16 protein-coding genes are annotated in these 17,102 nt (G+C 66.3%); 7 read left to right on the top strand and 9 right to left on the bottom strand.

Annotation, left to right across the window (positions count from 1 at the left end; genetic code table 11):
• Positions 1–10: 10 nt before the first annotated feature.
• Both FIV34_RS00565 and FIV34_RS00560 read left to right on the top strand, forming a co-directional pair.
• Positions 11–1,756, top strand: coding sequence for an FAD-binding oxidoreductase (locus FIV34_RS00565; protein ID WP_139978623.1), 1,746 nt, complete (start codon positions 11–13; stop codon positions 1,754–1,756).
• Positions 1,757–1,902: 146 nt separating this feature from the next.
• A complete protein-coding gene (locus tag FIV34_RS00560; protein WP_170207478.1) occupies positions 1,903–4,107 on the top strand; it encodes a TonB-dependent receptor in 2,205 nt (734 codons plus the stop codon).
• Between the two features lie 102 nt (positions 4,108–4,209).
• Here FIV34_RS00560 and FIV34_RS00555 read toward each other — a convergent pair whose 3' ends face one another.
• Both FIV34_RS00555 and FIV34_RS00550 read right to left on the bottom strand, forming a co-directional pair.
• Entirely contained in the window at positions 4,210–4,578 is a 369-nt protein-coding gene (locus FIV34_RS00555) for a DUF3052 family protein (RefSeq protein ID WP_170207477.1), read from the bottom strand.
• 11 nt (positions 4,579–4,589) lie between these two features.
• Entirely contained in the window at positions 4,590–4,916 is a 327-nt protein-coding gene (locus FIV34_RS00550) for a hypothetical protein (protein WP_139978617.1), read from the bottom strand.
• Positions 4,917–5,044: 128 nt separating this feature from the next.
• Here FIV34_RS00550 and FIV34_RS00545 point away from each other — a divergent pair, with 128 nt between their 5' ends.
• Positions 5,045–6,160, top strand: coding sequence for an FAD binding domain-containing protein (locus tag FIV34_RS00545; RefSeq protein ID WP_139978615.1), 1,116 nt, complete (start codon positions 5,045–5,047; stop codon positions 6,158–6,160).
• A gap of 18 nt (positions 6,161–6,178) precedes the next feature.
• Here FIV34_RS00545 and FIV34_RS00540 read toward each other — a convergent pair whose 3' ends face one another.
• Positions 6,179–6,742, bottom strand: coding sequence for a CGNR zinc finger domain-containing protein (locus FIV34_RS00540; RefSeq protein WP_139978613.1), 564 nt, complete (start codon positions 6,740–6,742; stop codon positions 6,179–6,181).
• Positions 6,743–6,853: 111 nt separating this feature from the next.
• Between FIV34_RS00540 and FIV34_RS00535 the strand changes: the two genes are divergently transcribed.
• Positions 6,854–7,723 (top strand): alpha/beta fold hydrolase, encoded by an 870-nt coding sequence (locus tag FIV34_RS00535; protein WP_139978611.1) that lies wholly within the window; start codon positions 6,854–6,856, stop codon positions 7,721–7,723.
• Positions 7,724–7,726: 3 nt separating this feature from the next.
• Here FIV34_RS00535 and FIV34_RS00530 read toward each other — a convergent pair whose 3' ends face one another.
• On the bottom strand, positions 7,727–8,467 hold the full coding sequence (locus FIV34_RS00530) for an SDR family oxidoreductase (protein WP_139978609.1): 741 nt from the start codon (positions 8,465–8,467) through the stop codon (positions 7,727–7,729).
• Positions 8,468–8,564: 97 nt separating this feature from the next.
• Between FIV34_RS00530 and FIV34_RS00525 the strand changes: the two genes are divergently transcribed.
• Positions 8,565–9,455 carry an AraC family transcriptional regulator gene (locus tag FIV34_RS00525; protein WP_139978607.1) on the top strand — a complete coding sequence of 297 codons (891 nt, stop codon included), beginning with the start codon at positions 8,565–8,567 and terminating at the stop codon, positions 9,453–9,455.
• Here the strand turns inward: FIV34_RS00525 and FIV34_RS00520 are convergent.
• Positions 9,391–10,110, bottom strand: a complete 720-nt coding sequence (locus FIV34_RS00520; RefSeq protein WP_139978605.1) for a DNA-3-methyladenine glycosylase family protein — start codon at positions 10,108–10,110, stop codon at positions 9,391–9,393. The two genes, FIV34_RS00525 and FIV34_RS00520, sit on opposite strands and share 65 nt — an antisense overlap.
• A 17-nt stretch (positions 10,111–10,127) precedes the next feature.
• Complete coding sequence (locus tag FIV34_RS00515; protein WP_139978603.1) at positions 10,128–10,925, bottom strand: SDR family NAD(P)-dependent oxidoreductase; 798 nt, start codon at positions 10,923–10,925, stop codon at positions 10,128–10,130.
• A 120-nt stretch (positions 10,926–11,045) separates the two neighbouring features.
• Between FIV34_RS00515 and FIV34_RS00510 the strand changes: the two genes are divergently transcribed.
• Complete coding sequence (locus tag FIV34_RS00510; RefSeq protein ID WP_139978601.1) at positions 11,046–11,987, top strand: GlxA family transcriptional regulator; 942 nt, start codon at positions 11,046–11,048, stop codon at positions 11,985–11,987.
• On the opposite strand, the gene FIV34_RS00505 is transcribed toward FIV34_RS00510, so the two are convergent.
• The 3 genes from FIV34_RS00505 to dmeF form a co-directional block, all read right to left on the bottom strand.
• Complete coding sequence (locus FIV34_RS00505) at positions 11,984–14,359, bottom strand: DNA polymerase II (protein ID WP_139978599.1); 2,376 nt, start codon at positions 14,357–14,359, stop codon at positions 11,984–11,986. The genes FIV34_RS00510 and FIV34_RS00505 overlap by 4 nt on opposite strands.
• Positions 14,360–14,441: 82 nt before the next feature.
• Positions 14,442–15,347, bottom strand: a complete 906-nt coding sequence (locus FIV34_RS00500) for an SDH family Clp fold serine proteinase (protein WP_139978597.1) — start codon at positions 15,345–15,347, stop codon at positions 14,442–14,444.
• A 358-nt stretch (positions 15,348–15,705) separates the two neighbouring features.
• Complete coding sequence (dmeF, locus tag FIV34_RS00495; protein ID WP_139978595.1) at positions 15,706–16,677, bottom strand: CDF family Co(II)/Ni(II) efflux transporter DmeF; 972 nt, start codon at positions 16,675–16,677, stop codon at positions 15,706–15,708.
• Between the two features lie 63 nt (positions 16,678–16,740).
• On the opposite strand from dmeF, the gene FIV34_RS00490 reads away from it, so the two are divergent.
• A complete protein-coding gene (locus tag FIV34_RS00490) occupies positions 16,741–17,013 on the top strand; it encodes a metal/formaldehyde-sensitive transcriptional repressor (RefSeq protein WP_139978593.1) in 273 nt (90 codons plus the stop codon).
• Positions 17,014–17,102 lie beyond the last annotated feature (89 nt).

The raw sequence follows: 17,102 nt of genomic DNA, 5'->3' as shown, positions 1-17,102 counted from the left end.
GAGAACGCTCATGGACCGCCGCACCCTGCTGAAGACTGCCCTTGTCCTGCCCCTGCTGCCGCTCGCGATGAAGGTGGACGCGTTCGTCACCGGCGAAGGCCGCTGGCTCAAGCCCGGCGCGGCGGGCTGGCCGACGGACGCCGACTGGGAGGCGCTGAACCGCCTCGTCGGCGGCCGGCTGTCCATCCCGAAGAACCCGCTGCTCGACCCCGCCACCCGCGAGCAGGCGCTTGCCCATATCGGCAACCAGTTCTACGTGGGCGACCAGCCCGGCCTGACCCAGACCGGAGCGTGGTACCGGGCGTGGACCTCCACCCCCAGCACCCGGGTGCTGGCGGCCGAGAGTGCGCAGGACATCGCCACCGCGGTGACCTGGGCACGGCAGCACCGCGTACGGCTGGTGATCAAGGGCGGCGGGCACAGTTACCTCGGCGCCTCCAACGCGGCCGATTCCCTGCTGATCTGGACCCGGCGGATGAACTCGGTGGACCTGGCTGACGGTTTCGTCCCGCAGGGTGCAAAGGCCGGCACGGCCGGCGTGCCCGTGGCACATGTCGGAGCCGGCGCCATGTGGATCGACGCGTACCATGCCGTCACCACGATGGGCGGCCGCTACATCCAGGGCGGCGGGTGCACGACGGTGGGCTGCGCCGGCTTCACCAACGGCGGCGGCTTCGGCAGCCTGTCGAAGGGCTTCGGCACGGGCGCCTCCAACCTGCTCGAGGCCGAAGTGGTCACGGCGGACGGCAAGGTCCGCGTCGTCAATGCCTTCCAGGACCCGGAGCTGTTCTGGGCCCTGAAGGGCGGTGGCGGTGGCAGCTTTGGCGTGATCACGCGGCTGACCTTCCGCACACACTACCTGCCCCAGCTCGTCGGGATCGTCCGCGGCAGCATCACGGCCGACACCGACGAGGCGTTCACCGCGCTCGTCGCCCAGGTGATGCGCCATTTCCGCGACCACCTGTGCAACCCGAACTGGGGCGAGCAGCTCGAGTTCCATGGCGACCGCCGGGTCGACATCCGCATGCTGTTCCAGGGGCTCGGCGAGGACCAGGCCCAGGCGGCGTGGCAGCCGCTGATTGACTGGGTGGCCGCGCGCAAGGCCTACACCTGGTCGGACGCCTTCTGGATGAAGTCCATGCCGACCCGGCACTTCTGGGACCTGAACTTCTTCCAGGAGCACGGCCTGAAGTGGGCGGTGCCGGACAACCAGCCAGGTACGCCGGCGTACCGCATGGTCTGGGCCGGCGATCAGGAACAGGTCGGCGCCTACATCCATGCTTACACGTCGGCGTGGCTGCCCTCGCGCCTGCTCAAGGAAGGCAACGTGGGCACCCTGGCCACGGCCATCGTCGAGGCATCACGCTCGCAAGGCTTTGCCCTGCATTTCAACAAGGGCCTGTACGGCGCCTCGGACGAGACCCTGGCCCGGGCGCGGGACACCGCCATGAACCCCGAGGTGCTGGACGCGTTCGCCCTGGCCATCATCGCCACCGGCGGCCCGGCGGTGTTCGAGGGCCTGCCGGACGCCCACCGTGACGACGTGAAGGCGCAGCGCAACGAGGAGAACGTCCGCAAGGCCTACGCCCGGCTTACCCAGGTGGCCCCCGGGGCGGGCGCCTACTTCTCTGAGAGCGATTTCTTCCAGAAGGACTACAAGAAGGCCTACTGGGGAACGAACGTCGCCCGGCTGGCGGCGGCCAAACGCACCTACGACCCGGATGGCACGTTCACGGTGCGCAACGGCATCGCCTGAGGCTCGAAAAGCCTTGCGGCAGACGGGGTTGGAGCAAACGACTGCGACAAGCTGTTGCTATGCAACAGCCGTGTAATGCGAGATACTTGAGACCTATTCTCATTTCCATTCGCATTACTGGGCCCTGCTGCCCATCAGGATTTGCCATGTTCGCCTCCTCCCTGCCCCGTCACCGCCTCGCGGCTTCGGTCCGTTTTGCCCTCGTCGGCGCCCTCCTGCTGTCAGCGTCGGCCTACGCCGCCGACACGCCGGACGACCAGCGCAAGCCGCAGGAAAACGCCACGACCCTGTCGGGCGTGCAGGTAAGCGCTGACATGGTCGCCCCCACCGCCGCGTACGCCGGCGGCCAGGTCGCCCGCGGTGGCCGCTTCGGCGTCCTTGGCAACCAGGACGCGATGAATGTCCCGTTCGCACTGACCAGCTACACCGACACCCTGATCCGTGCGCAGCAGGCGCGCACGCTGGGCGACGTGGTCGATAACGACCCGGCCGTGCGTTACGGCTTCGGCTACGGCAACTATTCGCAGCAGTTCACGATCCGTGGCTTCCAGCTGTACAGCGACGACATCGGCTTTGACGGCCTATATGGCCTGCTGCCGCGCCAGCTGCTCGCGCCGGAACTGATCAGCCGCGTCGAAATTTTCAAAGGCGCAAATGCATTCCTCAACGGCATCAGCATCGGCGGCAGCGGTATCGGCGGCGGTATCAACATCGCGCCCAAGCGCGCGGAAGCCGAGCCGATCACCCGGGTCGGCGTCGATTACGGGAGCGACAGCCAGATCGGTGAATCCATCGACATCGGCCGCCGCTGGGGTGCCAACAAGGAATTCGGCCTGCGCGTGAACGCCGTGCACCGCGAAGGCGGCACCGGCATCGACGGCGAAACCCGTCGCCTTACGGCCGCAGCGATCGCGTTTGATTACACAGGCGAGCGCCTGCGCATCACCACCGATGTCGGTTACCAGAAGCAGGACATCATGGGGGGCCGTTCCACCGTGTTCCTCGGGACCGCCACTGAAGTGCCGAGGGCACCATCTGCCCGCACTAACTATGCGCAGCCGTGGTCCGGCTCGTCGCTCGAAGACACGTTTGGCGTCGTTCGCGCGGAGTACGACTTCACGCCCTGGCTGACGGGCTATGTCGCCGCTGGCGCGCATCATGGCAACGAGTTCGGCGATTACGTTAGCCCGACGCTTAGCGACAACAACGGCAACGCTAACGAGTACAGGTTCACTGTCCCCTATATCGCCAACACGGGTACCGGCGAAGCGGGCTTGAATGCCCACTTTGACACGGGCGATGTCACGCACCGCGTCACGCTCGGTTTCTCCGCGCTGTCGACGAATAAGAAGGCTGCCTACGCCGGCGGTGGCTTCTTCGCCACGAATCTCTACAAGCCGACGGCAGCACCGATTCCGGATTACAGCTACGACGTTGGCCCGATCAGTGACCCGAACTACACGGGCCGCACGCAGTTGCGCAGCCTGGCTCTGTCGGACACGATCGGTTTCATGGACGACCGTCTCCAGGTCACCCTTGGCGCGCGTCGCCAGAAGCTTCACGTGATCGGGTATGACTACGGCCAGCCCGGCGCGAAGAACTCGGAGTACGAACAGTACGCGACGAGCCCGGTGGCCGGCGTCAACTTCCGCATCAGTGACCAGTGGGCCGTTTACGCGAACCACATTGAAGCGCTGACGCAGGGCGGCCAGGCCCCCAAGCAAAGCGGTGGCGAGGACGTTCCGAATGCCGGCAAGGTGCTCGCGCCCTTCAAGGCCAAGCAGAACGAAGTGGGTGTGAAGTGGGATGCGGGCAACGTCGGGAGCAGTCTTGGTCTTTACCAGATCAAGCAGCCGAGCGCCGTCTTCAACGCTGCCAACGCCTATGTCCTCGACGGCGAACAGCGCAATCGCGGTATTGAGTGGAATTTCTACGGCGAGCCCGTTACTGGCGTCCGTATCCTCGGCGGCGCGAACTACGTCCAGCCGACGCTGGTCAACACGCAGAGTGGCGTAGACGATGGCCATGACGCCATCGGCGTGCCGCGGTTCCAGGCAAATGCAGGCGTGGAGTGGACTATTCCGAACAGTTCGGATCTGACCTTCAGCGCACGCGCCATCCGTACAAGCAAGCAGTTCGCGGACACAGCCAATAAGCTTCGCGTTCCAGCCTGGACGACGTACGACGCGGGCGCTCGCATCACGCCGATCATCGAGGGCAAGCCCGTTACCTTCAACCTGAGCGTAGAGAACCTGATGAATAAGGGTTACTGGGCTAGCGCAGGTATCGGTAACTACCTGACTCAGGGTGCCCCGCGTACGGTGATGGTCTCTGCGTCGGTAGATCTCTAAGCACGACACCGGTAGGAGCTCACCCTGTGAGCGACATCTTTCGCGACAGAGCCACAGGCCCTGCAGCGTTACCGCGAAAGATGTCGCCCACAGGGTGGGCTCCTACGGTTGGGGCGACGTTGGTTTGAGGCGTAGTGCCGACCAGTCGGCATCGATGGCGATCTGCGCCACGGTGTCGAGGCCGGCACCGAGCGCGACCTCGCGGATGAGGTCGCGACTCAGGTCCACGGCCAGCGTCGAGGTGAGCTTGGGATAGGCCACCCACAGGATCGCGCCGTCCTTCAGCGTCGGCGGCAGCTTTGCCAGCGTCTTATCCAGCGCCTTGCGGTCCGGTGTAAACGCGAGCACTACGTCCGCCTTCGCGGTCGGTGCCGTCGCCGCCTCGACGACCAATCCCTTCGGCGCGGCCACCAGCGCCAGTGTCCTGCCGTTCTTCACCTGCAGCCGCTCGGCGACGGGTTTCTCAGACATGCGCATCAGCCCTAGAGAGTCATGTACGTGATGATGAAACACACGGCCGTGAGCAGGACCATGGCCAGGATGAAGGAAATATCCGCCACGCGCTCCAGCCGGTGCAGGCGCGCCGCGGTCTCTACGCGCAGCGCGAAATAGGCGCTCAGCGTCGCCACCAGGAACAGGATGGCGTCGAAGGAGAGCAGGTCGTCGGCGATGGTGCCGCTCTTGCTCACCGCGCTGGACACGCGCAACAGGCCGATGCCGGTGAGGCAGACACCGACCATGCCCGCGGAGATCGCGCAGACCATGCGGCTGCTGCCTGCGGCGAGCGGTGTCAGCGAGGGGCGGGGCATGGCGGATCCTTGGCGTCCGGCGTTGCCCGATCGTAACGTCAGCGCCGTTTGCCATCCACACAAAACACCAAGCCGCGCCCTTGCGCGGATTGTTACGTTGCCCGGGACCTTACGAAACCGGGACACCCATGCGTATTGGCATCGTCGGCGGATCGCTCGGCGGCTTGTTTGCCGCGGCGCTGCTGCGCGCCGACGGCCACGAGGTGCACGTGTTCGAACGCGCCGAGGGCGGGCTGGCGGGGCGCGGTGCCGGCCTGGTCGCGCAGCACGAGGTGTTTGAGATCCTGCGCCGGCTCGGGACCGAATCCGCCGCGCGCGTGGGCGTGGTCGCTTATGAACGGATCGTCCTGGCCCGCGACGGAACGGTGCTCAGCACCGAACCCACGCCGCAGATGCAGGTCTCCTGGGACGGCCTTTATCGCGCGTTGCGTGCGCATGTGCCGGCGGGCAGCTATCACACGGGCGATGGCGTGGTGCGCGTGGACCAGTCGGCCACCCACGCCTTCGTCGAGCGCGCGTCGGGCGACCGCCTCGCCTTCGATTGCGTGGTCGGCGCCGATGGCATCGGCTCGGTCGTGCGCGCCGTGGTGACGCCCACCCAGCGGGACAACCACTACACCGGTTACGTCGCCTGGCGCGGGCTGCTGCCCGAAGCCGAGGTGCCGGCCATCGCGGCTTCGTCGCTGTTCGACCGTTTTGCCTTTTACTTTTCCCCCAACGGGCAGGCGCTGGGCTACCTGGTGCCCGGGCCGGATGGCGAAATCGCCCCGGGGCGCCGCCGCTATAACTGGGTCTGGTATCGCCAGGCGCCGGGCGCGGAAGGGCTGCGTCGCACGCTGCGCGATGCCGAAGGGCAGGCGCATCCGTTTTCCCTGGCGCGCGGGGAGGTATCCACGGAAGACCGCGACGCCCTGCGCGACGCCGCGCGAAACGACTTGCCGCCCGCGTTCCGCGTGCTGGTGGATGCCGAACCCACGCCCTTCGTCCAGGCCATCTTCGACCATGAAAGCAGCCGCATGGCTTCCGGCCGCATCGCGCTGCTGGGTGACGCGGCCTTCGTGGTCCGGCCACACACGGCCATGGGCGCGGCCAAGGCCGCGGGGGATGCGATGACCCTGGTCGGGGCATTGCGCCGGCTGCCGGTGCGCGAAGCGCTGGTGGCCTATGAGGCCGAACGCCTGCCGGTAGGGCGGCGCATCGCAGCGTATGGGCGCCAGCTCGGCGAATCGCTGCAACCCGCCTGACCTGCCCTGGCGCGCCGCTTACTTCGCCTGGCGCTCGCGGAAACGGCTCACCTTATGCCGGTTGCCGCACAAGGCCATGCTGCACCAGCGGCGGCGGTGCGACTTGGTGCGGTCGTAGAACCACAGGGAGCACTCCTCGTGCTCGCACTCGCGGACGAGGCTGAAGTCGCCCTCGGCCAGCAAGGTGAGGGCTGCTTCGCCCAGCGGCGCCAGCGCACGCCACGACGCATCGCCCTCGTAACGGCGCTCGGTGTGCAGGTGGCCACCGTGCGAGACGAGCGCCATGTGGCTGCTCATCTGCCGGGTGAGGGCATTGAGCTGGGCGATGTCGATGGCGTCGCCGCGCTTGCGTGCCAGCACGGCCTGGCGAACCACCTCACGCAGTTCCACGGCGCGCGCGCCAAGGCCGGCCGAGGCTTCCACCGGGCCGCCGGTCATGCGCGACAGCCAGGCGGCCGTCGCGGCGTCGGACACCAGGTGGTCGACCGATTCACCGTTTTCCATGACCACGGTGTTGATCAGGTCCAGGGCCGGCTGGTCCGCCAGGATCGGAGGGGTCTCGAGCGAGGTCACGGGATTCATGGACAAAGTGTAACCTGTAAATTGGCTATTGACAAGTTACATGGTCGATGTTTAGCCTAGTCGTAACCCTGATAGTTGATTTATTCAGGTTACATCACCGGAGCCGCCGCCATGATCCAGACCACCGATTTCCCCGTCCACCATCGCTTCGTCGACGCCGACGGCGTCCGCGTGTTCTATCGCGAGGCGGGCAACCCCGCCGCCCCGACCCTCCTGCTCGTCCACGGTTTCCCGACCAGCTCCCTGCAGTACCGCGAGTTGTTCAACGAACTGGTGGACCGCTTCCACCTCGTCGCCCCCGACCTGCCGGGCTTCGGTTTCACCGAAGTGCCGGAGAGCCGCGGTTACACCTACACCTTCGACAACCTGGGCAAGACCCTCGAGGCCTTCGTCGATGCGCTGAACCTGCAGAGCTACATCCTCTACGTCTTCGACTACGGCGCACCGTCGGCCTTCCGCCTGGCGGTGGCCAAGCCCGAGCGGCTGACCGGCATCATCAGCCAGAACGGCAACGCCTACCTCGAAGGCCTTGGCGACGGCTGGGCGCCCATCCGCAAGTACTGGGCGGACCCGTCGAAGGAGAACCGCGAGGCCATCCGCGAGGTGCTCTCGCTCGAAGGCATCAAGTGGCAGTACGCCCACGGCGTGCCGGACGAAACCCTGCTCGACCCAATGATGTGGCAGCTGGACTACCTGCTGATGCAGCGCCCGGGCAACAACGACATCCAGCTCGACCTGTTCCTCGACTACCAGCACAACCTCACGAAGTACCCGGACTTCCAGCGCGTGTTCCGCGAGCGCCACGTGCCCACCCTGGTGATCTGGGGCAAGAACGATCCGTTCTTCCTCCCGCCGGGCGCCGAGGCGTATCGCCGCGACAACCCGGATGCCATCGTGGAACTGCTCGACACCGGTCACTTCGCGCTGGAAACGCATGGCAAGCACATCGCCCAGCGCATCCGCGAGGTGTTCGGCAAGTAAGCCTTAGCCGTTGAACACGGCCTCCGCATCCGCGCCAGCCGGGATCCGCACCGGGCTGGCCGGATCGGTGGCCGCACGCCATACCGCTTCGGCGACATCGCTGGAGCGGGTGATATCGCCGGTCTGCGCACGCACGCCTTCGAAGACGCGGGCGGCGAAGTCCGCATAGGCCGGCGGGAAGTCACCGATGCGTTCGCGGGCGTTCTCGCCGAACTTCGTGGTCGGCGCCCTGCCCGGCAACACCACGCGCACACGGATGCCGAACGGTTCCAGCTCCAGCGCCAATGAGCTGCTGAACGCATTCACGGCGGCCTTGCTTGCCGTATACACCGACAACAGCGGCAGCGGCTTCGACGTGACCGACGAGGTCACGTTGACGATGACGCCCGCACCGCGTTCACGGAACTGCGGCAGCACGGCCTGGGTCATCGCGAAGGTGCCGATGGTGTTGGTCTCGAACACATCGCGCGCCACCGCCATGGGCGTGCCTTCCAGCGCATTGAGCATGCCGATGCCGGCGTTGTTCACCAGCACGTCGATCGGGCCGGCGGCGTCCACGGCCTGGCGGATGCTTTCGGCGTCGGTGACGTCCAGCGCGATGATCGACAGGCGGTCCGACGGCGGCAACAGCTCCGCCTGCGGCGTGCGCATCGTGGCGACCACGCGCCAGCCCTTGTCGAGGAAGTAGCGCGCGGTCTCCAGGCCAAAGCCGGACGAGCAGCCGGTAATCAGGACGGTTTGCATGGTGACTCCTGGGACGTGGGGAATAAGCCCACGATAGAGGCCACGCACCGGACGGCCTATAATCAAACGTCCACTATTCGTTCGCAGGAGTCCGGCCGTGACCGATCCCTTTGCTGAAGTCGTGACCCTGCTGCAGCCGGTCATGCGCTACGCCAAGGTCGTCAGCGCGCGGGCACCGTGGCGAGTCAGCCGCCCCGGCACGGGCGAGCCGTTCTATTGCGCCGTGCTGGAAGGCGCATCGCGGCTTACCCTTCCCGGGCGCGAGCCGGTGATCCTGCAGGCGGGCGATTTCGCGCTCATCCCCGCCGCGTTCGACATCCTCACGACAAGCCTTGAGCCGCCGCCCGGTGACGACCCATCGCCCGTGACCTTCGCCGAGGGCCGCGCACGCGTCGGCGATCCGGACGGCCCGGCGGATTACCGCGCCCTCATCGGCCATTGCGCGTTTGGTTCACCGGATGCCGCGTTGCTGGTGTCCTTGCTGCCCGACGTGCTGCACATTCGCGGCGAGCCCCGCCTGGCGGCACTCGTCGGGCTGGTCGGCGAGGAATCCCGCGGCGACCGGCCGGCGCGCGACGTGGTGCTGGAACGCCTGCTGGAAGTGCTCTTCATCGATGCGTTGCGTTCCGCGGGGACGGCGGCACCCACGGGCCTCGTGCGCGGCCTGGCCGACGCGCGCCTCGCGCAGCCGCTGCGGCGGATCCATGAAAGCCCGGCCGAACCGTGGACGGTCGTGCGCATGGCCAGCGAAGCGGCGCTTTCGCGCTCGGCCTTCTTCGAGCGCTTCACCCGCGTCGTCGGCATCGCGCCGATGGAATACCTGCTCACGTGGCGCATGGCCCTCGCGCGCCAGCTGCTGCGCCGTGAGGGTGCCGGCGTGGCCAGCGTCGCCGAACAGGTGGGTTATGGCTCCGCGAGCGCCTTCAGCGTGGCTTTCGCCCGCCACGTCGGCCAGCCGCCGGCGCGCTATGCGCGGGCGGCTGCGTGAGGTCGACGCTGCCGGTTTTCACCGCGGTGTAGAAACCCCACAGCAGGTGCGCCGCGACGGCGCGGTACGGCTTCCAGCGTTCGGCGCGTGCGTAGAGTTCCTTCTCGGTCGGGCGATGTTCCGCGTGGTCGACGAGGCGTACGGCTTCCTGCAACGCGATGTCCGCGGCTGGAAAGAAATCCGTGCGGCCATAGCCACCGATGAGAAACGCTTCGGCCGTCCAGCGGCCGATGCCGAGCAACGCGGTGAGCGTGGCCACGGCTTCGTCATCGTCCTTCGTCGCCAGCGCGGCGAAGTCGATCTCGCCGGCCAGCTCGGCGCGGGCGATGGCCACCGCGTAACGGGCTTTCGGCTTCGACATGCCGAGCTCGCGCATGCGCTCTTCGCCCGCGGCGATGACGCTGGCAGCCGTTACCTCGCCGAGCCCTTCTTCGATGCGCTTCCAGATTGCCGCGGCCGAGGCGACCGACACCTGCTGCTCGGCGACGAGTCGCAGCAGGCCGGCGTAGGCGGCCGGGCGCGAGCGCCACGCGAACGCGGGGGTCACCGCATTCGCAAGGGTGAGCGACGGGTCGACACGACAAAGATCCGCGCGCAGGGCGCGGATCTCGTCGGCGGTGTAGCTATGGCCGTGGGGCCGTTTGGCAGGCTGCATCCGCGCAGCGTATCGCCTCAGGCCACGACGAGGTAGCGCTGGGCCACCGTATCGCTGGAGAGATGCTGCGACATGGCCTGGCGCGCTGCTTCGTACGCCTGCCACTCATCGCCCTGGTGCAGCGACGGGATCGTCACCAGTTCACCGCGATCGAAGCCGACCAGCGCGGCGTCCACCAGATCCTCGGCGCGCATGACGATCGAGGCGGGGAGATTCTCGATCGGCAGGCCGCCGACGTCCCAGAACTCGGTCGCCGTCGCACCCGGCAGCACGGCCTGCACCTGCACGCCCTTGTCGCCGAGTTCGTGCTTCAGCGACTGGCTGAAGGCGAGAAGGAAGGCCTTGCTGCCGCCGTACACGCCGTTGAGGATCTCCGGCGCAATCGCGACGATGGAGGCGATATTGATGATCGCGCCCTTGCCACGTGCCACGAAGCCGGGCGCGGCGGCATAGGTCAGGCGGGTCGGCGCGGTGACGTTGAGGTCGATCAACTTGTGCATGGCATCGATGTCGCTGCCCAGCAGCGGCGTGTGCGTGCCGACGCCGGCGTTGTTCACCAGCATGGTCACGCGGCTGTTATCGCGCAACGTCGCTTCCACCTTCGCAAGGTCCGCCGGGTTGGCGAGGTCCGCCACCAGCACGTCGACGCTGCGGCCCGTGGCGCCGCTGATCTTCGTGGCCAGGGCGTTGAGGCGATCGCGGTCACGGGCGACCAGGATCAGGTCGTAGCCGCGCTCCGCCAGGCGTTCGGCGTAGAGGGCGCCAATGCCCGACGAGGCACCGGTGACAAGGGCAGTTCCGAGGGAAGCGTTCATGAGCGTAGGTCCGGGAATGAGGCGGCGGTGCCGCGGCAGGGACGTACATTGCGCCGCCTCGACGGTGGCTTAAATGACGTATATAGTCATGTTTTATGCCATGCCTCCCGGAGGCCCGCCATGCATCGCATCGGCTACGTACTCTCAGACGATTTCCAGGTCATGGCGCTGGGCACCCAGGCGGTCTTCGAGTTCGCCAACCACGTGCTCGGGCGCGACTACTACGGCATCGAGACGTATTCGCCAGCGGGCGGCGAGATACGTACCTCGCTCGGATTGAAGGTGCTGACCAAGGCGCTGACGCGCCGGACCCAGGCCGACACGTGGATGGTGCCGGGTGTCTACGACCCGATTACCACCCCGGCCGATCCGGCCGTCGTGGCCTTCCTGGCAGGGCCGGCCCAGCGCGCCCGGCGTATCGCCGGCTTGTGCACCGGCGGCTTCGTGCTCGGCGAAGCCGGGTTGCTGGAGAACCGCCGCGCCACCACGCACTGGCTCTTCGTCGAAGCCATGCGTGAGCGCTACCCGTCCACCCATCTCGAGCCGGACCGCATCTTCGTCACCGACGGCCCGGTGTGGACCTCGGCCGGCATGTCGTCGGGCCTCGATCTCGCCATCGGCCTGCTCGAAAGCGACCTGGGCGCCGACGTGGCGCGGGCCGTGGCGCATCGGCTGGTGATGCACCACCGCCGCACCGGCGGACAGACCCAGCATTCCGAGCTGCTCACGCTGGCACCGCGCACGGATCGCATCCAGGAAGCGCTGGAGTACGCGCGCCGCAACCTCACCCAGCCGCTCGGCGTGGAGGAGCTGGCCGAGGTCGCGCATCTCAGCCCTCGCCAGTTCAGCCGCGTATTCACCGCGGAAACCGGCGAATCACCGGCGAAGGCGGTGGAGAAGCTGCGCCTGGAAGCCGCGCGGACGATGATCGAGCAGAGCCGGCATTCGCTGGAGGTGGTCGCGCGCGAAACCGGCTTCCGCGATCGCCGCCACCTGCGCGAGGTATTCGTGCGTGGCTACGGCATCCCGCCGCAGGCGGTGCGCCGCGAGGCGCGCGCCTAGAACAGTTCGGATTGCTGGTTGGTCAGCGCGGCAAGGCTGTCACCCAGCGGCGCGAGGATCGCATCGGCGATCGGCTCCAGCTGGTTGGTGAGGTAGTGCTCGTGGTCGATGCTGCCCAGGCGCGCCTCGACCGGCTCCGGTCCGCCCAGGGTCATCACGTAGCTGATCCAGCCGCCGTTCTGGTACTGCAGCGGACGGCCCAGGCGCGCATTGTGCTCGTCGGCCTGGCGGGCCGCGCGCACCTGCGGCGGCGTGGTGCGATCGTACGAGGCCAGCTTGCCGCGCAGGCGCTTGCGGTAAACGAGCAGGTCGTCGAAGGCGCCAGACTGTAGCTGTCGGACGTAGTCCTTCACGAACTCGGCATACGGCTCGCGACGGAAGATCCGTCCATACAGCTCGCGCTGGAAGCGCTGGGCCAGGGGCGTCCAGTCGCTGCGCACCGTCTCCAGCCCGCGGAACACCAGCTCTTCGCTGCCGTCTTCCTCTTCAACCAGGCCGGCATACCGCTTCTTGCTGCCTAGTTCGCTTCCGCGGATGGTGGGCATGAAGAAGCGTTTGTAGTGCGTGTCGAATTCGATCTCGAGGAAATTATCGACGCCATACGTCGCGGCCAGCGATTCCTTCCACCACTGGTTGATGCGACCGACTAGGTGCTCAGCCACCGCCATCGCTTCGCGCTCGTCGTGCGCGCGGCCCAGCCAGATGAAGATCGAGTCGGTGTCGCCGTAGATGGCTTCGTAGCCTTCCTCTTCCACCAGCTTGCGCGTGGTGCGCATGACTTCGTGGCCGCGCAGCGTGACCGCCGAAGCCAGGCGTGGATCGAAGAAGCGCCCGCCGGAGGCGCCGAGCACGCCGACAAACGCATTCATCAGCAGCTTGAACGCCTGCGACAGCGCCTGGTTACCTTCGCGCTTCGCCTTGTCGCGACTCGCCCAGAGCTGGGTGATGATCCCGGGCAAGCAATGCTTCGTCCGGGAGAAACGCGTGCCATTCGGGCCGGGCACCGTCTTGCTCTCATCCGCTTCGAGGACGCCTTCCGCCAGGCCGATGGGATCGACGAGGAAGGTGCGAATGATCGACGGATACAGGCTCTTGTAGTCGAGCACGAGCACCGAGTCGTAGATGCCCGGCCGCGATTCCATGACGAAGCCGCCGGGATACGACTCACCGTGGCTGCTGCCGATGTTCGGTGCGATATAGCCCTCGCGATGCATGCGCGGGAGATAGTGGTGGCTGAACGCAGCGATCGAGCCGCCGGACTGGTCCGCTGGCAGGCCAGTGGCATTCGCGCGTTCCAGCACGAAGTCGAGCAGGCCGGTCTTCGCGAAGATGCGCGTCACCAGCTCGCAGTCGACGAGGTTGTAACGCGCCAGCGCGGGCTTGTCCTCGCGGAAGCGCCGCTCGATCTCGTCCATGCGGTGGTACGGATCGTCGACGTCCTTGCCCTCGCCGAGCAGGGTCTGGGCCACGCTCTCCAGGCTGAACGAGGGGAACGACCACATCGCCGAGCGCAAGGCCTCGATGCCGTCGATGGCCAGCCGCCCGGGGATCGACGCAAACACGTAGCCCTCGCGACGACCGTGGGCACGCCAGTCGATCGGCTTGCCCGAGCGACCCAGGGCGAGCACCAGGCCATGCTGGTCCGCGCAAGCCTGCAACAGGCGCAGGTCGAACTGCACGAGGTTCCAGCCGATGATCGCGTCGGGGTCATGCTCGCGGAACCAGGCGTTCAGGGCCAGGATCATCGCGGGGCGATCGGCGCAGTAGGTCAGCGCGAAGTCGAGGTCGGCGGCCGGGCCTTCGGGCGGAGCGCCAAGCATGTACACCTGGCGCTGCCCGCAGCCTTCCAGGGCCACCGAGTAAAGCTCGCCCATGGCGCTGGTTTCGATATCCAGTGAGACGACGCGCAAGGTGGGACGGTAGGCCTCGCTGGCCTTGATCCGCGGGTTCACGATCACCGCGTGGTCATCCGACTCACCGGCTTCGATGGTCACCGAGGCGGTAATGAAGCGCTCCATCAGGAAGCGGTCGGTAGGCCGGATGTCCGCTTCGTGCAGATGCACCGCCCGCTCCGAGAGCCGCTTCTCCAGCCGGAGCATGGCCCGGTAGCTCTGGCCGTACAGGCCCACCACCGGCTCCTGGCCCAAGGTCTTCAGCGGCAAGGGCTTCAGCTCGAATGCGCCATCGTTGCGAATGGCGGCCTCCACCTCGGCCACCTGCGACTCACGCGCGAACGCGACCGCCGTCTGCCCCGTGACCAGCACGCAGCGCGGACCCTCCTCCGTCGCCAGCCACAGCTCAAGGTCCACGCCGTTACGCGTGTCACGCCAGTGGCGGGTGAGGATGTAGGCGCGCTGGCCGGGGGAACTCATCCGGCGATTTTACAGGGGCGGCGCGGTGGTGCGGGGGCTCGCGGAGGGGCTGCTGACAGCGTGGTGTCAGCAGCCCCTCACATCAGTGGACCGGCATGGACAACGTGTAGGTCGTTCCGCTGTCGTTAGCGATGATCTTTGCCGTATCGGTGCTGGCGAACGTGTGCGATAGGCCGTGATGAAGCGTCAGCACTAGATCTTGAAGCGTCTGGTCGTCCTCCAGGGCGGTGATGTGCAGACCTGCCGCCGCCGCTCTTTCAGGAGAAATGTGCCGCGCGTGATTGCGGGACGTTGAGTGTTTTCCCAGCAAATCAGACACCTGGTCAAGCTTCCGAGCGCGTGCGATGGGGTCGTCTCCAGCAAACATGCACTTAGAGAGATAGCCGCGCAGCAACTCATCGGACCAGGTCGACGCGTGCTCGCAAGACGTAAGCAACGTTGGCCAGTATTTCCCGAGGATGGCAGACCAAAGCGGAATCGTTGACGGGTCCTCGCTGACCTCACGTCCTGCTCGCGCGAATTCCTCGATCACGCCCTGAGCGGGGAAACCGGAGATCTGCGGATCAACCGGCCCAAGGCTGGACTGCCGACCCATGATGATCTCCTTGCACGACAGGGCCATCAGCGTCCCGCCGGACATGGCTAGCTGCGGCACCAAGGCGCGGATGTCGCCGTCGTACATGGAGTGCAGGTAGTCGATGATCGCCTCGGTAGCGGCGAGGTCTCCACCGGGTGTATGCAAAATGATATCGAGACCGCGGTCGCGCCGAACGCCATGCGAGCAAGTCATGAAACCTGCCTTGTCAGCGTCACAGATGCCGAGATCTGTCACCCAGGAATCGTTCTGCTGGAGCCAGGCCGAGTAGTACACCAGTACGTTCCGACCGGTATGGTCTGCGAGTTTCGTCAGGTACTTTTTCCGTAGTCGGTCGAACCGACTTTCGCCGTCACCATCAAGCTCGGCGAGTGTTTCGTTCCAGTTTGGCATCCGTGCCCTCCTTCTTCGGCCAGTTTGTATGGTTGGAAATCCTGATTCGTCCCCTCCGCCGCTCGGAGATCGGACGGCCCGTCTTGAGCTCCCATATTTCGTCCATGCCACGCTCGATCATGGTCCTGCCAAGGGGGTCGCGTGGCGCTCGGGGGCCGAAGATGTGGTTCGGTTCGCTCATGGTGTTTGCTCTCTCTCGTCGTGTGTTCAACGACGGTAGCAAAGGCCTTCAGCGTGAACAGCACCCTCGGCTGGGGAGCTGCCTCAAACATATGATTAAGCGCAGTTTTTCTGGCCTTTGGCCTGATTCATCCCATCGCGTCCACGTCGGCGGCCACGCCTTCGCCGTGAGCATCTTCTAATTGCTTCGCGCACCAACCCTGTTGACCTCGACGGTGACGTGCACGAGCTCATCGTGGATAGCCAAAGCATCGCGGTAGTACGACGCATCCACAGGAGCGTCCGTCACGAGACTCAGCACCACCGCGTACTTGCCCTTGCCAACGCGCCATACGTGCAGGTCGGTGATCAACGCGTCGTGGGAGTCTTCCGCGATCACTTCGCGGATCTCCGCGACGACGGGCGCATCCATTTCGGCATCGAGCAGCACACGCCCTGTGTCGCGCAGCAAGCCCCAGGCCCACACGGTCACCAGTACGGCGCCCGCCAGGCCCATCACCGGGTCGAGCCAGCGCACGCCCCAGAACATGCCTGCAGCGAGCGCGACGATGGCGAGCACCGACGTGGCGGCGTCGGCCAGCACGTGGATGTAGGCGGAGCGAAGATTCAGGTCGTGGTGGTGGCCGTGATGGTCGTCATGTGCATGCGGCGCGTGGTGGTGGTCGTGTCCGTGGCCATGATGGTGGTGATCGTGCTGGTCACGAAGCAGCCAGGCGCAGACGAGATTGACGCCAAGGCCCACGACGGCAATCGCAATCGCCTGCTCGTAGTGGATGGGCAAGGGATTGAGCAGGCGCTCGAACGACTGAAAGGCCATCAGGCCCGCGACGGCCAACAGGAGGATCGCCGAGGAGTAACCGCCGAGGATCTCAATCTTCCAGGTACCGAACGCAAAGCGCGGATCGGTCGCGAATCGACGGGCGCACGCATAGGCAAATGCGGACAGACCCAGCGCCAGCGCATGCGAGCTCATATGCCAGCCGTCGGCCAGGAGTGCCATGGAGTTGTAATACCAGCCGCCGGCGATCTCGATCACCATCATGGCCGCCGTGAGATACACGGCACGGCGCGTATTGCGCTCCGCCAGCGGGTTGCCTTCATTGAAGGCATGGCTGTGGACAAAGGCCGGCGCGGCCTGGTCAATGGACATGGGATGGCTCACTGGGATAACGTGGCTTCATCCTAATCCATATACCCCTAGGGGGTATACACCATGTCCCATATCAGCCAGAACAAAAGCCGGGTCATCACACGGGTCCGCCGCCTCCGTGGCCAGCTGGATGCCCTCGAGCGGGCGCTCGAAGGCGAGGCCGACTGCCTCGACGTGCTTACCCAGGCGGCGGCCATCCGTGGCGCGTCGCAGGGGCTGATGGTGGAGCTCCTGGGTGATCATCTGCGGCAGCATGTGGTGGCAGAGGATGACGCGTCGGTGCGTGACGCAGAGGCTGAACAGGTGCTGCAGCTGGTGAAGCGCTATCTGGGCTGAGTTCGTACACATCGCGGATGAATTGCCTCGGCTGCCGTATGATCATCGGTAGCCACAGCAGGAGCGAAGCGATCGCCCATGGCACACGA

Origin of the sequence: Luteibacter pinisoli (genome assembly GCF_006385595.1) — a bacterium.
GTDB lineage: Bacteria > Pseudomonadota > Gammaproteobacteria > Xanthomonadales > Rhodanobacteraceae > Luteibacter > Luteibacter pinisoli.
This window is presented reverse-complemented; position numbering and strand designations above follow the sequence as displayed.